The 13,236-nt window shown below is 70.5% G+C and carries 12 protein-coding genes; 2 read left to right on the forward strand and 10 right to left on the reverse strand.

From position 1 onward, the window contains the following. Together ABT114_RS35670 and ABT114_RS35675 are read left to right on the forward strand one after the other, a co-directional pair. Positions 1 to 753 (forward strand): methylmalonyl-CoA mutase family protein (locus tag ABT114_RS35670; protein ID WP_351147184.1); only part of this gene is annotated, 753 nt, incomplete at its 5' end. Between the two features lie 58 nt (positions 754 to 811). Next, the gene (locus tag ABT114_RS35675; protein WP_351147185.1) at positions 812 to 1,216 is read left to right on the forward strand and encodes a cobalamin B12-binding domain-containing protein; all 405 of its coding nucleotides are present in this window, start codon (positions 812 to 814) and stop codon (positions 1,214 to 1,216) included. 92 nt (positions 1,217 to 1,308) lie between these two features. On the opposite strand, the gene ABT114_RS35680 is transcribed toward ABT114_RS35675, so the two are convergent. From ABT114_RS35680 to ABT114_RS35725, 10 genes are all read right to left on the reverse strand, one after another. After that, complete coding sequence (locus ABT114_RS35680) at positions 1,309 to 3,249, reverse strand: hypothetical protein (RefSeq protein ID WP_351147186.1); 1,941 nt, start codon at positions 3,247 to 3,249, stop codon at positions 1,309 to 1,311. A gap of 171 nt (positions 3,250 to 3,420) precedes the next feature. Continuing rightward, positions 3,421 to 4,290, reverse strand: a complete 870-nt coding sequence (locus tag ABT114_RS35685) for an ABC transporter permease (RefSeq protein ID WP_351147187.1) — start codon at positions 4,288 to 4,290, stop codon at positions 3,421 to 3,423. Between the two features lie 31 nt (positions 4,291 to 4,321). Then, positions 4,322 to 5,419 (reverse strand): ABC transporter substrate-binding protein, encoded by a 1,098-nt coding sequence (locus tag ABT114_RS35690; RefSeq protein WP_351147189.1) that lies wholly within the window; start codon positions 5,417 to 5,419, stop codon positions 4,322 to 4,324. An 11-nt stretch (positions 5,420 to 5,430) separates the two neighbouring features. After that, positions 5,431 to 7,125: a carboxylesterase/lipase family protein gene (locus tag ABT114_RS35695; RefSeq protein WP_351147191.1), complete on the reverse strand. Its 1,695-nt coding sequence runs from the start codon at positions 7,123 to 7,125 to the stop codon at positions 5,431 to 5,433. After that, positions 7,125 to 8,027 (reverse strand): GntR family transcriptional regulator, encoded by a 903-nt coding sequence (locus ABT114_RS35700; RefSeq protein ID WP_351147193.1) that lies wholly within the window; start codon positions 8,025 to 8,027, stop codon positions 7,125 to 7,127. The genes ABT114_RS35695 and ABT114_RS35700 overlap by 1 nt, the downstream gene beginning before the upstream one ends. Positions 8,028 to 8,102: 75 nt before the next feature. Beyond that, on the reverse strand, positions 8,103 to 8,996 hold the full coding sequence (locus ABT114_RS35705; RefSeq protein ID WP_351147195.1) for an amidohydrolase family protein: 894 nt from the start codon (positions 8,994 to 8,996) through the stop codon (positions 8,103 to 8,105). A 103-nt stretch (positions 8,997 to 9,099) separates the two neighbouring features. Next, complete coding sequence (locus ABT114_RS35710; protein ID WP_351147197.1) at positions 9,100 to 10,092, reverse strand: ABC transporter substrate-binding protein; 993 nt, start codon at positions 10,090 to 10,092, stop codon at positions 9,100 to 9,102. 87 nt (positions 10,093 to 10,179) lie between these two features. Then, entirely contained in the window at positions 10,180 to 11,058 is an 879-nt protein-coding gene (locus tag ABT114_RS35715) for a hypothetical protein (RefSeq protein WP_351147199.1), read from the reverse strand. Positions 11,059 to 11,131: 73 nt separating this feature from the next. After that, positions 11,132 to 12,277 carry a DUF3500 domain-containing protein gene (locus tag ABT114_RS35720; protein WP_351147201.1) on the reverse strand — a complete coding sequence of 382 codons (1,146 nt, stop codon included), beginning with the start codon at positions 12,275 to 12,277 and terminating at the stop codon, positions 11,132 to 11,134. A gap of 58 nt (positions 12,278 to 12,335) precedes the next feature. Continuing rightward, positions 12,336 to 13,235, reverse strand: a complete 900-nt coding sequence (locus ABT114_RS35725) for a substrate-binding domain-containing protein (RefSeq protein WP_351147203.1) — start codon at positions 13,233 to 13,235, stop codon at positions 12,336 to 12,338. Position 13,236: the final 1 nt, after the last annotated feature.

The raw sequence follows: 13,236 nt of genomic DNA on the forward strand, positions 1-13,236 counted from the left end.
AGGGTGATGCGGGAGGAGTTCGGCGCGAAGAACCCGAAGTCGCTGATGCTGCGCTTCCACACGCAGACGGCCGGGGTGCAGCTGACCGCGCAGCAGCCGGAGGTGAACCTGGTCCGCGTCGCCGTCCAGGGCCTCGCGGCGGTCCTCGGCGGCACGCAGTCCCTGCACACGAACTCCTTCGACGAGGCGATCGCGCTGCCCACGGACAAGAGCGCGCGGCTGGCGCTGCGGACGCAGCAGGTCCTCGCGTACGAGACGGATGTGACCGCGACCGTCGACCCGTTCGCGGGCTCGTACGTCATCGAGAAGATGACCGACGACGTGGAGGCGGCGGCGGTCGAGCTCATGCGCAAAGTCGAGGACCTCGGGGGCGCCGTGTCGGCCATCGAGCACGGCTTCCAGAAGAACGAGATCGAGCGCAGCGCGTACCGCATCGCGCAGGAGACGGACGCGGGCGACCGTGTGGTCGTCGGCGTCAACCGCTTCCAGCTCGACGAGGAGGAGCCCTACGAGCCCCTCCGTGTCGACCCGGCCATCGAGGCCCAGCAGGCCGAACGCCTCGCGAAGCTGCGCGCCGAACGCGACCAGACAGCGGTGGACTCGGCCCTGGCAGCCCTGAAGAAGGCCGCGGAAGGCGAGGACAACGTCCTGTACCCGATGAAGGACGCGCTGCGGGCCCGGGCGACCGTCGGCGAGGTGTGCAACGCGTTGCGCGAGGTGTGGGGGACCTACGTGCCCTCGGACGCCTTCTGATCACCAAGGGCCAGATTCATAGCCGGAATTGCAGAGGATCGAAGGGAAACCCCGCATCATGGATCACCCCCTCCGTTTCGTGGTCGCCAAGCTGGGGTTGGACGGGCACGACCGCGGTGCCAAGGTCATCGCCCGCGCTCTCCGTGACGCGGGGATGGAGGTCATCTACACCGGGCTGCACCACACCCCGGAACAGGTGGTCGACATCGCCGTGCAGGAGGATGCGCACGCGATCGGCCTCTCCATCCTGTCGGGCGCCCACATGCCGCTGTGCGCCCGACTGCTGGAAGCTCTGGAACAACGTCAAGCGCAGGACATCCCGGTCTTCGTGGGGGGCATCATCCCGGCGGCGGACATCGTCCGTCTCAAGGAGCTCGGTGTCATGGAGGTCTTCACACCCGGGGCCGCACCGACGGCGGTCGTGAGCACGCTCACGGAGCGACTGACGAGCAGCCGGACCTGACCCGGTCCAGCACGTAACCACCTGTCCGCATCCCGGTCGGCGGGCAGGTGGTTACGTAGTGCGGGCGAGGGCGACGCCGTGGGGCTAGGACGTCACTGGGAGAGGACGTCCTGCGGGAGGTAGAGCGGCATCGAGTCCTCCCACTGGCTGTCGGTGAGCATCTTCTTGCCGGAGCCGTCCGCGTTCATGCGGAAGATCTGGCCGTACGGCTGGAAGGTGTTGTCGTACAACGCCGCCTCGTCCCGGAAGCCGTACTCGCCGCTGCTGTACAGGATGTTCCCGTCGGCGTCCCAGACAGCGTGGCCTTCGTTCGCGCCGCTGCTGGTGAGGACCTTCAGGCCGGTTCCGTCGGGGCAGATGGTGCACACGTCGAAATTGGTCGCGCTCGTCTTGCGGGTGAAGAGGATGAGCTTGCCGTCCGGCGACCAGTCCGGAAGGTTGTCGTACTCGGTGGTCAGTACGCGCGTCTGTCCGGTGGTGAGATCGAGGACGCGCAGCCCCTTGTCCTCCGCGCCCCACACCCGGTAGACGAGCTGGTTGCCGTCGGCGGAGTAACTCGGGAAACCGGCGTTGGTCGTCCCGTCCGTGAGCGTCTCCCAGGTGGAGCCGTCGCTGCGGACCCGCGCCACCACGGCCGTCTGGGTCGCGCGTTCCTGGAACCAGCCGCCCAGGCCGAAGGCGATCCATGCGCCGTCCGGTGACCACGTGGGGCGGAACGCGCCGGCCAGTCCCTTCGCGACCAGGGTCGGGTCGAGGCCCTTGTCGGTGGTGTCGAAGACGAGGAGCCGGTCCGAACCGTCCGGGCGCATGGTGACGATCGAGGAGTTGCCGAGCTGCTTCTCCGTGATCGCGAGGCGGCACTGCTTGGACAGGACGGGGAACACGTCGCAGAAGCGGTACTCCCAGTCCTCGTCCCAGCTGTACAGCGGGGTGTCCATCGGACGCGGCGTGAAGCTGACCTTCTCGTAGATCACCGATGTTCCGTCCGGCGACCAGACCGGTGAGCGCAGCGCCCGCTGGACGGACGGCAGCGCGTCCGACGTGTAGGCCAGGCCCTGGTCGGCTCCGCCCTTGATGAGATAGCCGATGTCGGTGTCGTTCACGTACTGAGGCGCGACCTTCAGATGGGAACCCGAGGTGTGCTCGACGCGCTCACCGGTCGCGACGTCGACCGAGACGATCTGGGACTCGACCGTCCCGATGGCCTCCGGGCGATGGGCGCCCCAGGTGCCTTCGACGGTGATCTCGTAGAAGACGATCCTGCTGCCGTCCGGTGACCAGTTCGGCGAGCCGAGGCAGTACCCCTCCCTGGTCGCGACCTGGCGGAAGCCGGTGCCGTCCGGCCGGATGATGTAGATGCTGAGTTCCTGCGTGTGCTCCCAGCCGCGGCCGTCGTTGTGCCCCTGCCATTGCGTGTTGCGGTCGCTGGAGAAGGCGATCCACGCGCCGTCGGGCGACCAGGAGGGGCGGAAGTGGCCGTCGGGGCTGGCGGGATCGCCGGCGACCGCCGAGCTGTTGGTCAGGTTCGTCAGCTTGTTGGTGGTGAGGTCGAGCACCCAGATGTGTGCCTTGTGGTCACCGCGGGTGGAGACGAAGGCCAGTTTGGTTCCGTCCGGTGACAGGGCGGCGCTGTTGTTCATCGCCGTGCCGGTCACCAGGGGCTGGATGCCTGTACCGTCGACGGAGGCCCGGTAGAGGCCGGAGTTGCCGTCGCCCGTCCGTTCCGATGTGAAGACCACCGACGTGCCGTCGGCGGCGAAGGCGGCGTGGTAGTCGAAGCCAGGGTTCGCCAGCAGCTTGCGCTCGTTCGAACCGTCGATGTCGGAGATGTACAGATCCGACGCGGACGGGCCGATGCGGTTGAGGAGCATCACCCCCTTCTTGCCGTCGGCGGCGGCCGCCACGGAGAAGGACCCGGGCAACAGCGCGGCGCCGACGGAGGCCGCGCCGACCGCCAGAAACGCTCTTCGCCCCATCGCGGTTGATGCCGTGTGTCCGGTGGATCTGCCGGTGCCGGTTCTTCGGTTGCTCATTGCCGTACCGATTCCCTTCATGTGGAATCCCGGTTCTCCCGGGACCTTCTTGACGAACCCGCGGACGACTGGGGCCGCGGGGACTCGTGCCATGGCCGGTGCGCAGGCCGGGCTCCGGGCATGGGTGACCCAGGGCCCGGCCTTGGATGGGGGGTTGGTGTCAGGCGAGTGTCAGGTGCGGTCGTCCGTGGGGCGGCGACGCGCGCTGAGCCCGAGGCGCCTCAGGGCGAGCTTGTCGAGCCAGGTCAGCAGACCGTTCAACAGGAGCGTCATCACGACCAGGACGATCAGGCCGGCAAATTCGGTGGCCGCGTCCAGGTTCATCGCGGAGGTGAAGAGGCCATGGCCGATGCCCTCGGTGGAGGCGATGAACTCGGCCCCGATGACGCCCAGGATGGCCAGCGGGCCGCCGGTCTTGAGCGCGGCGAAGAACGGCGCCGCCAGCGTGGGGATCGTCACGTAGGTGAGCAGGTGGTGCCGGCGTCCGCCCATCACCTGGACGACCTCGACGAGTTCCCGCTCCCTCAGGCGCAGGCCCAGATAGATGTTGTAGAACATCACGAACGCAGGCCCGATCAGCGCGATCGTGATCTTCGACCAGACGCCGATGCCGAAGAACAGCAGGAACAGCGGCGCCAGCGCGATCTTGGGTATGCCGTTGAAGGCCGCGACGAGGGGTTCGAGGACCCGGCCCGCCAGCGGGAAGGAGCCAAGGAGCAGACCCATCAGGGCGCCGACGGCGACACCGATACCGAAGCCCGCGGCCACCTCGATCGCCGTCGTCTTGATGTCGGTCCATCCGGACGACGAGGTGAGCAGCTTGCCGAGGGCGTCCGCCACGTCGGTGGGCTTGCTGACCGCGTACTCGGGCAGGACCGGCCCGCTGAGCACCTGCCAGAGGACCAGCGCGAGCGCGATCACCGCGAGGCGCAGTGCCACCAGAGTGAGCGGGCCCTGCCACCGGCTGCCGCTGCTCCTGCGCTTCGTCGCCGGGGCGACCTGGCTCTGCTTCTTCACCGGTTGGCCTGTGGCAGTCACCATGTCCCGTTCCTTTCCGTTCGCGGCGGCCGGATCACGACCCGCCGCCCGCTGGCGCGTACTCGTTGGTCCAGTCGTCCGCGGTGACGGTCATCTTCTTGGTGAGCACGCCGAGCCCGTTGACGAAGTCGAGCGTCTTCTGCCACTCCTCGTCCTTCATCGCGGCGCTCGTCGGCCAGCCCGGCTGCTTCAGGCTGTCCCGCAGCACCTCGTCCGCGGTGCCCGGCATCGCCTTCTTCGCGATGTCCAGCAGTTCGGTGTCGTCCACGTGGGCGTTCATGTACGCCGTGGCGTCCTGGATCGCGGCGACGAACTTCTTGGCGGTGGCGGCGTTCTTGCCGACGTAGTCCTTGCGTGCGACGACCAGCTCTCCGTATCCGGACTGCTCGGCAGTCCAGTCGGGGAACCGCTCCGGGTCCACCACCACCACGCCGTCCCCGGACTGCTGGATGGACAGCGGTGTCGGCTCGGAGGTGATGAACCAGTCGATCTGGCCGCTGGTGAGGGCGGCCTTGTTCGCCGCCGGGCTCGGCAGCGACACCCACTTCACCTTGCCGGGGTCGACGTCGTGGCTCTTGAGGAACGTGCTCGCCTCGGCCTTGGTGTTGGCCGAGCTGGCGCCGCCGGTGGAGCCGGCCAGCGCCTTGGCCACCTGCTCCCCGGGGGTGCTGTCGGTCAGCTTGTGGGCGTCGGCGAACTTCTTGCTGACGACGATGCCGAGCGGGTTGCCGAGGCCGTCCGCCCCGATGGCGACCTCGGGGACGCCCTTGGCCAGGGCGGAGAGGAAGCCGGTCGGGCTGGAGTTGAGGAACTGTACCGAGCCCGACTGCAGGGCCGCGGGGCCGGTCGCGGCGGTCACCGACACGAACTTGACCTTGAGCCCGTGCTTGCGGAAGTAACCCTGGGCGTCCGCCACCTTCATCGGCAGGTCGAAGATGTTGTCACCGCTGCCGACAGTGACGGAGACCAGGCCGTCCTTGCCGGCCGTGGAGCCGCCATCGGAGTCGGCGCACGCGGTCAGCAGCGTGGCACCGAGGGCGATGGCGGTCGCGGCTGCCATGGCTCGAGGGCCCCGGCGGGTCAGTGGTGCGCGCCCGCGGACGACGAAGCCGTCCGTGTCGTGGTGTCGCATATCGTCTCCTGTCACCATGCTTCTTCCGTCCTGAAGAAACGCTTCCAAAACGCGAACCGGTCCGGATCGGCCACCGGGATCGGCCCGAAGCCGTCCCCGAGTTCCATCACCGCGGCCGAGTCCCGTGCGTATGCCGGCCAGTGCGGGAGCCCCGGGCCGTTGGGGTCCCCCGTGGCGGCGAAGTTGGCCCAGTAGGAGGACATGGCCTCCGCGATCCGGCGGTCGTCGCCGGTCCACCCGGTGCCGTCGTGGTCCGGGCCTTCGTTACCCGGGGCGCCGTGATCCGGGGCGCCGTGGTCCGGGCCGTCGTGGTCCGGGCCGTCGTGGTCCGGGCCGTCGTGGTCCGGGCCGTCGTGGTCCGGGGCGCCGTCCAGGGTGCCGAGCACGAACTCGATCTCCGAGCCGTGGGAGGCGCGCCGGGGAATCTGGCCCCGCGCCGGCGAGGCGTGGGTCCAGAAGTAGGTGTGAACGGGGCGGCGTACGTGCCGGGTCCAGTCCGCCGCCCACAGGAAGGTGGAGGTGCGGGCGTTGTCGCGCACCGCGGCGCAGTGTGCCCGGGCCGCCTCGTCGTCCGTGCCCGCCGGGTACAGCCGCAGGAACTCCCCGGCCAGGGCGCCGAACCTGCGGCGCGCCGCGGTGACGTAGTCGTCCAGCGTCACATGGACCGGGGGCATGCCGGGCCGCGAGGTCCCCGGCCCGGCCGCGCGGTGGGCGGCGAAGGTGCTCTCGGGAACCGCGCCGCTCTCGTCGAGGTTGTTGCCCGCGAGGTAACTGACGTCGTTCTGCAGCCCTTTGGCGTACGTCTCCTCGTAGCCCGCCGGGATCACCCAGCCGTCCACCACCGGGCGGAACAGTGGCGGCTTCGCCGGACCGCCGGTCTCGACCGCGTCGTCCACGGCGTCGTCCCCTGCCACCAGCCGTTGCCAGGGCAGCGACCGCAGCCGGGCCGGCGTCGGCGCGCCGCGCTCTGCGGCGTACCGGGCGCCCGCGCGTTCGGCGTCGGCCAGGAGCCGGTACGACGTGGCCAGGTACCGCAGTTCGGGGTCACGGCAGTAGCGGGCGTGGCTCTGCGCGATGGCCCGCTGGAACAGTCCTGCGGCCAGTGGCGACATGGCCAGGAAGTTCACGGCCCCGGCGCCCGCGGACTGTCCGGCGATGGTGACCCGGCCCGGATCGCCGCCGAAGCCGGAGATGTTGCGGCGTACCCAGCGCAGGACCGCGACGCAGTCCAGCAGCCCGTAGTTGCCCGAGGCGTGATGCTCGGACTCCTCGCTCAGTTCGGGCGTGGCCAGGAAACCGAGGGCGCCGAGACGGTAGTTGAAGGTGACGACGACCAAGCCCTTGCGGGCGAGGGGCTCACCGTCGTAGCGGGCGCTCGCGCCGGTGCCCGTACGGAAACCGCCGCCGTGGATCCAGACCAGCACCGGACGCCGCTGCCCGGCATCGGCCGCGCCCGTCCAGACGTTGAGGGACAGGCAGTCCTCGCTCATCGGCAGGCCGGTGTCGGCCGCCTCGCTGTTCGGAGCCTGCGGGCATATCGGGCCGAAGGCGGCAGCCTCGCGTGTCCCGGTCCAGGACGGCGCGGGCCGCGGCGGCCTGAACCGCCCGTCCCCGACGGGGGCAGCAGCGTAGGGGATGCCCCGGAAGACGGTGACCGAGCGGTCCCGTCCCGGCACGCCCGCCACCTGCCCCGATTCGGTGGTCACTACATGGCGCATAGGGGCCCTTTCTGATCGGGCGGGGGCTCGGGCCGGGCCCGATCACTGGAGTTCGCGGAAGGTGCGGGAGCGGCGGGAGCGGCGGGAGCGGCGGGAGCGGCGGGAGTCACGGGCTGCTCACCGGGGTCAGCACCCGCGTCCTCGTCGCGCTCCGCGTCCTGGGCAGGCTCCGCGTCCTGGGCAGGCTGCGCGGACGGCTCGCCGCTGTCGACGTCGGCCGATCGCAGCAGCAGCGCCCGCCGGGCGGAGGCGACGTGGTGGCGCATCGCTGCCACGGCCGCGTCCGGGTTGCGGGTGACGATGGCCAGCAGGATCGCCTGGTGCTCCTCCAGCGACCCGGACCTGGGGTGCGGCGCGGTCAGATTGCGGTACTGGCGCATGACCAGCGGGTACAACAGGGTGTCGAACGCCCGGGCCAGCGTCTGCTGGTGGGCGGCCTCCTTCACCTGCTGGTGGAACCGGCGGTTGCCCCGCGAGTACGCGGCCTGGTCGCCGCGCTTCTTGCAGTCCTCCATTTCCTCGAGCGTGGCGCGCAGTTCACGGATCTCCTCGTCGGTGGCCCGTTCCGCGGCCTTGCCTGCCAGCGCGGACTCCAGCGTCTCGCGGGCCTCCAAGATGTCGGCGGCCTCCTCGACGGAGAAGCTCCGCGTCCGCACGCCGCGGTTGACCTCGCTGGTGACGTAACCCTCCTGGGCCAGCCTGACCAGCACCGAGCGCATGGTGCTGCGCGAGACGTCGAACATGCGGGTCAGCTCCGCCTCGGTGAGCCGTGTGCCCGGCTTGACGTTTCCCGACAGCAGGAGCGAGCGCAGTCCCTCGTACGCCTGGTTGTGCCGGTTCCCCGACGTCTTGCCCTGATCCCCGGGCTGGTCGTGAGCGCTGAGATTCACCGTGGACACCTGTGTTTCGGCTGGGAGACGACGACTGATCAGGGATTATGTCCGAGGTCAGAGCGCCGCCTGGTGCTATGTGCGAGACCTGGCCGCACCGGATGCGGCCGGGCCCGTCGGCTGGGCCAAGTCCGGGTAGAGCCGCTGCGCCGTGCCCGCGAAGATCTCCTCGCGGCTCTGCTCCGGCAGGTCGGCGAGAACTTCCTCGGCGAGCCGCAGCAGCTCGGGCAGCGACTGCTCGGCTGCCGGGAGGTTCGACCCCCAGGCGATCCGCCCGGCGCCGAACGCCTCGACCACCGGTTCCAGGAAGGCGGCGGCCTCCTTGCCGGCGTCCCGCAGCCGCTCCAGGTTGCGGTGGGTGAGCTTGAGGTACAGGCCCGGGTGCCGGGCGAGTTCGGCCACCGTGCATCCGGCGTCCGCGGGCGAGGCGGCGATGTCCGGGTAACCGATGTGGTCGAGGAGCACCCGCACACCGGGGAACCTCTCCAGCACTTCGTGCAACTGCCGGGTGGCCGGCCCGAGGCGCATCTGGAGGCAGACCGGAACGTCCACTTCCCCCGCCTTCTCCCAGAACGCGAACGCCTCGGGCGCGGCGAACCATTCGCCCTGGACGGGCACGGTGCTTCCGCTGGTGAACAGCCGCACTCCGGCGAGGCCCCCGTCGCCGGTGGCGGCCTCCAGGGCCGAGGCCGCGTCAGGCCGCAGCGGGTCGAAGGTGCCCACCGCCACGAAGCGATCGGGCCGCTTGCGGGTGCTGTCCAGCACGTAGGAGTTGTCGTATCCGTACGCCGTGGTGGCCTGCACCAGCACGCCCTGTCCGATGCCCGCCTCGTCCATCCGGGCCGCCATCGCGTCGGCGGTGACCGGCCGGGAGACGGCCCACTCCGACTGTTTCCCGCCGATCGGTGCTCGCGGGTACCGGGTCACGTCGTCCGATATGACATGGCAGTGCGCATCGACCACGTACACGTTCCAGCTCCTTGTGTTGTGCCGGGGATGTTCCGGTGTTCCCGTGTTCTGGTGTTCTGGTTCTCCGGTTCCGGAGATTCGTCTTGTGCCGGTGAAGGGACGCTCACGCGTCCTGGTAGTCGCCCTCCGCGAAGAGTTCGCGCAGGTCCGAGGGGAAGTCCGCGTCGAGCAGCCCCTGGTCGCGGGAGTAGCGCAGGATCGCGTGCAGGCTCGGCTCGTTGGCGCCGATGCCGTACGGGACGGGGTCGCCGCCGATTTCCCGTGCCTGCCGGGCGAACCTCGGGAGCGCGGACCAGTCCGGGTCGGAGGCGAGGTGCCGTCGTTTGCTCTCGACGAACGCCGCGTACAGCGCCGTCGGCAGGCCGGGTTCGCGTTCGACCAGTTCGGAGCGGATCGCGATCACCGAGTGCAGGGGATAGATCCCGGTCCGCAGATACCAGTCGGCGGCGAGCGTTGCGGAGTCGGCGAAGAGCGGATAGGGGCCCTCGGCGTCGCTCTCGTCGTCGGGGGCGGCGACGCCTGTCGCCGTCCAGTTCGGCCGGGGCGGTCCCGCCCTGCCGGTCCCGGCATTGCCGGAGAGCGCGGCGTCCAGTTCGTCGGCGCGCAGCAGTTCACCCAGGGACCGCCCGTCGGTGACCCGCTCGACGTTCGCGGGCGCGCGGCCCTCGATGTGGTCGTCGTCGTCCACCACCCACGTGATCTTCTCGTGCGCAACGCCGTACTCCTCGGACAGGACGCCCCGCACCCACACGCCGGTGCTCACCGAGTACGCGCGGACCCCGACCCGCCGTCCCTCCAGATCCCGGGGTACCCGGATGCCCGAGCCCTCGGCGCACTGGACGTCCCCGTGGTGGAAGCGCCGGTTGAGGAACACCGGGATCGCGGTGATCGGCACCCCCTCCTGGCGTGCCATCAGGTACGACACCGGTGCCAGCTCGCACACGTCGAACTCGAGGTCCCGGATCATCCGCCGGTAAGCGGCGATGATCGGCCGCACCTGCACCGGCTCGACCCGGTACCCGTCCACCTCCACGTCGCCGTCGAGTAGAGCCTGCCCGTGCGGGTACTCCCCGAGGGCCACCGAGAGCTTCTGCATTGCCTGCCTTCCGATGTGAGCCGTATGTGTCCGTGAGCTGTATGTGGGGCGTCAGCCGTACGTGGGCCGTCAGCCGTACGTAGGCCGTCAGCCGCCCAGGCGTGACGCCGGGACCCCGAGGGCCTCGCAGGAGCGCGCGACCAGCTCGTCGAAGTCGACCGGCCTCGGCAGCACGTCCTGCTCCAGCGCGTACGCCGCCGCCTGCGACACCGGGCCGCGCAGCGCCTCGAAGCCCACCGGGTGCAGGTCCACCGGGCCGTCCTGCGGCTCGGCGGCCAGGACCTCCCGCATCGCGTCGTACGCGGCGCAGACGGCGGCCGAGTGGGTGCGCGCGGCCTTCTCGGTGACGCCCACGACATGGTTGACCGGGGCGAATCCCTTGTCCTTGGACCACGCGGCGGCGACCTGCGCGGCGTCGGGGATGGCGGTGCGGATGCGGTCGTCCGCCGGCAGTTCGTTGCCCAGGACGGCGAAGTCGAGGCGACCGTCGAGGAAGTCCGCCGGCACGCGGGCCCCCGCCGGTGCGCGGCGTACCCAGGACGGGTCGGAGTGCCCGTCCACATGGCCGTCCTCGTACACCACCCAGTCCACCGCGCGCAGGTCGACCCCGTACTGCTCGGTGAGGAAGCCGCGTACCCACACGCCCGTGGTCTGGCTCCAGGAGCGGATGCCCACGGTGGCGCCCGCGACGTCCGCGACGGTCCGCTCGCCCAAGGTCACCAGGGTCTGGTGCTGGAACCGGCCGAGCGTGGTGACGGGCAGCAGGAGCACCGGCCGCTCGTGCGCGACGGCCTGCAGAAGTGTCACGACCGGCAGCTCACAGATGTCGAGTGCCCCTTCGCCGACCATGCCGCGCGAGGCCTTGTTCACCGGGCGCACGTCGATCCGCTCGGACTCGGTGCCGATCCCGCGGATGGCCGACTCCGTGGCGGCCGCGAGATCGTCTCGCCCCAGAACAAACTTCACTTGCGTCCTCCTTGAGGGGGGTGGATTGCTGCGCCGCGCCGCGACACGCCGTACCGCGACCGTGGCCGGTCACTCACCGGTGGAACCGCTCGTGGTGCTGCCGCAGCAGGTCGATGCCGTAGTCGTTGCCGTTGGGCGTGCGCACGACGGTGTGGATGTGGCGGCGCGAGGGGGTGTCGTTGTCGAACATCACGCCGGCCTGGTGCTCGAACTCGATGAGGATCACCGGGCTGTGGATGCGGTAGTAGAAGACCCCCTCGGCACTGGGGTCGCCCATCCAGGCGAAGTGCGTCTCCGCCTCGTGGGCGCGGACCTCCTCCATCCGGACCCGGGCGTGGTCCTCGCGGGCCCGGTTCACGTACAGGCCGAGCAGGTCGTGGGCGATCGCGCGCTGCGGCTCGGTGAGTTCGCCCAGCGGCAGGCCCGCGTAGTTCAGCTCGAAGTTGTCACGGAAGGCGCCGACGAACAGGCCGCCCGGCACTTCGTCCGCGAGCACCGCGCGGCCGCGCTGCTCGCTGGTCAGGCTGGTCAACAGCCGCTGGGCGACGGCCTCCTCGCGGCGGAAGGCGGCGGTCCCGGCGTACTTTCCGGCCTCGGCGACCACCGGCTCGGCGCCGAGGAAGGTCGGGGTCAGCGTCATCTGGTCGCCGACGAAGACACAGTTGACGCAGACGTGGTGGCCGTCGAGCTGCCAGCCCCACGGGCCGCCGCTCTCGGGTGATCCGTAGACGCTGAACCAGTACAGCCACTCGTTGAGCAGATGCTCCTCGCCACGCAGCTCGCCGATGGTCAGGTTCAGGTGCATCATGTCGACGACCTGCTCGTATCCGTACGCGCTGAGGCCGGCGCGGACCACGGCGAGCGCCTTGTCGCGCTGCTTGTCGTCGAGGTCCTCCAGGCACAGTCCGTGTCGCAGGAAGTACCGTGCGCCGTTCGCCCAGTGCCGCCAGGTCACGTCGTCCATGGCGAACTGCCCCTGCGCCAGTTCCCGGGGCGTCAGCGCGGCCAGGTATTCCTCGCCCGCCCGCCGGACACCGCTGACGTCGAGGCCGGTGTCACGCAAGGGGAACAGGTCGGGGCGTACGCCGTCCGACGTGGCCACTCCGCGGAAGGGCTCCGCTGCCGCGCGCCGCCTCCAGTCGATCTTCTCCAGCAGTTCCGGCGTGAGTTCGGCCGGTCGTCGTGTGGGGGCGTAGCCCCGCTTCCGCATTCCTGTCATCGCCGCCTCCCTCCGTGTTCTTCGTTCTTCTCTGCTGTCGGGGGGACCGCCTCGGCCCTCACCGGACGAAGGCCGCTTCCTTCTCGATCGCGTCGATGTCGAGGGGCGAGCGCACGAGTTCCTGTTCGAGGGCATAGCGGGAGGCGAGGTCCAGGCAGGCGCCGAACTCCTCGCTCCAGCCGGCCGCGACGGCGCGTGAGGCCGGTGAGCCGTCGCGGTCCTCGGCGGTGGCGCCGATCGCTTCGGCCAGGGCGTGGTACAGCGCGCGCACCGCGTCGGGGGCGGCGCGCAGCACGTCGTCGCGGACCACGACGACATGGTTGGCCGGGACGAAACCGTGCCGCTCCGTCCAGGCGCGCCCGGCGGCCTCGGCGTCCGGGACGATCGGGACCAGGCCCTCGCCCTGACCCGCGACCGCGCGCGGGCCGAGCACGGCGGCCTCGACGTCGCCGTCGCGCAGCAGGTCCGCGACGCGTCCGGCCGGTGACCGTGTCACGTACGACGGTTCCCGGTACTGCCGGACGTGGGGCTCCTCGGTGGTGACCCAGGTGACGTCGCGGGCTTCGATGCCGTACTCCTCGCGCAGGATGCCGCGCACCCACAGACCGGTGGTCTGGCTGTACGAGCGCACCCCGATCCGCCGCCCCGCGAGCTCGCCCGGGGCGAGTGCGGGGCCGTCGGGCAGGCGGGTGAGCGACCGGTGGTGGGTGCCGCCGATCAGCACCACGGGCAGCAGGGTGATCGGGACGCCCGCCTCGCGGGCCTGCAGATATGTCGCAAGGGCCAGCTCGCAGACGTCGAACTCCAGGTCCCGCACCATGCGGGCGAAGGCGGGATACAGCGGCGAGGAGTCCACGAAGCGGCAGTCCACGCCCTCCACGGACAGCGTCCCGTCCTTCAGCAGGCGCGTGTGCGGGTAGTCACCGAGGAGCACTGTGAGCGGTTTCGTCTGGCTCATG

The organism is Streptomyces sp. NPDC002088, from assembly GCF_040296605.1.
GTDB lineage: Bacteria > Actinomycetota > Actinomycetes > Streptomycetales > Streptomycetaceae > Streptomyces.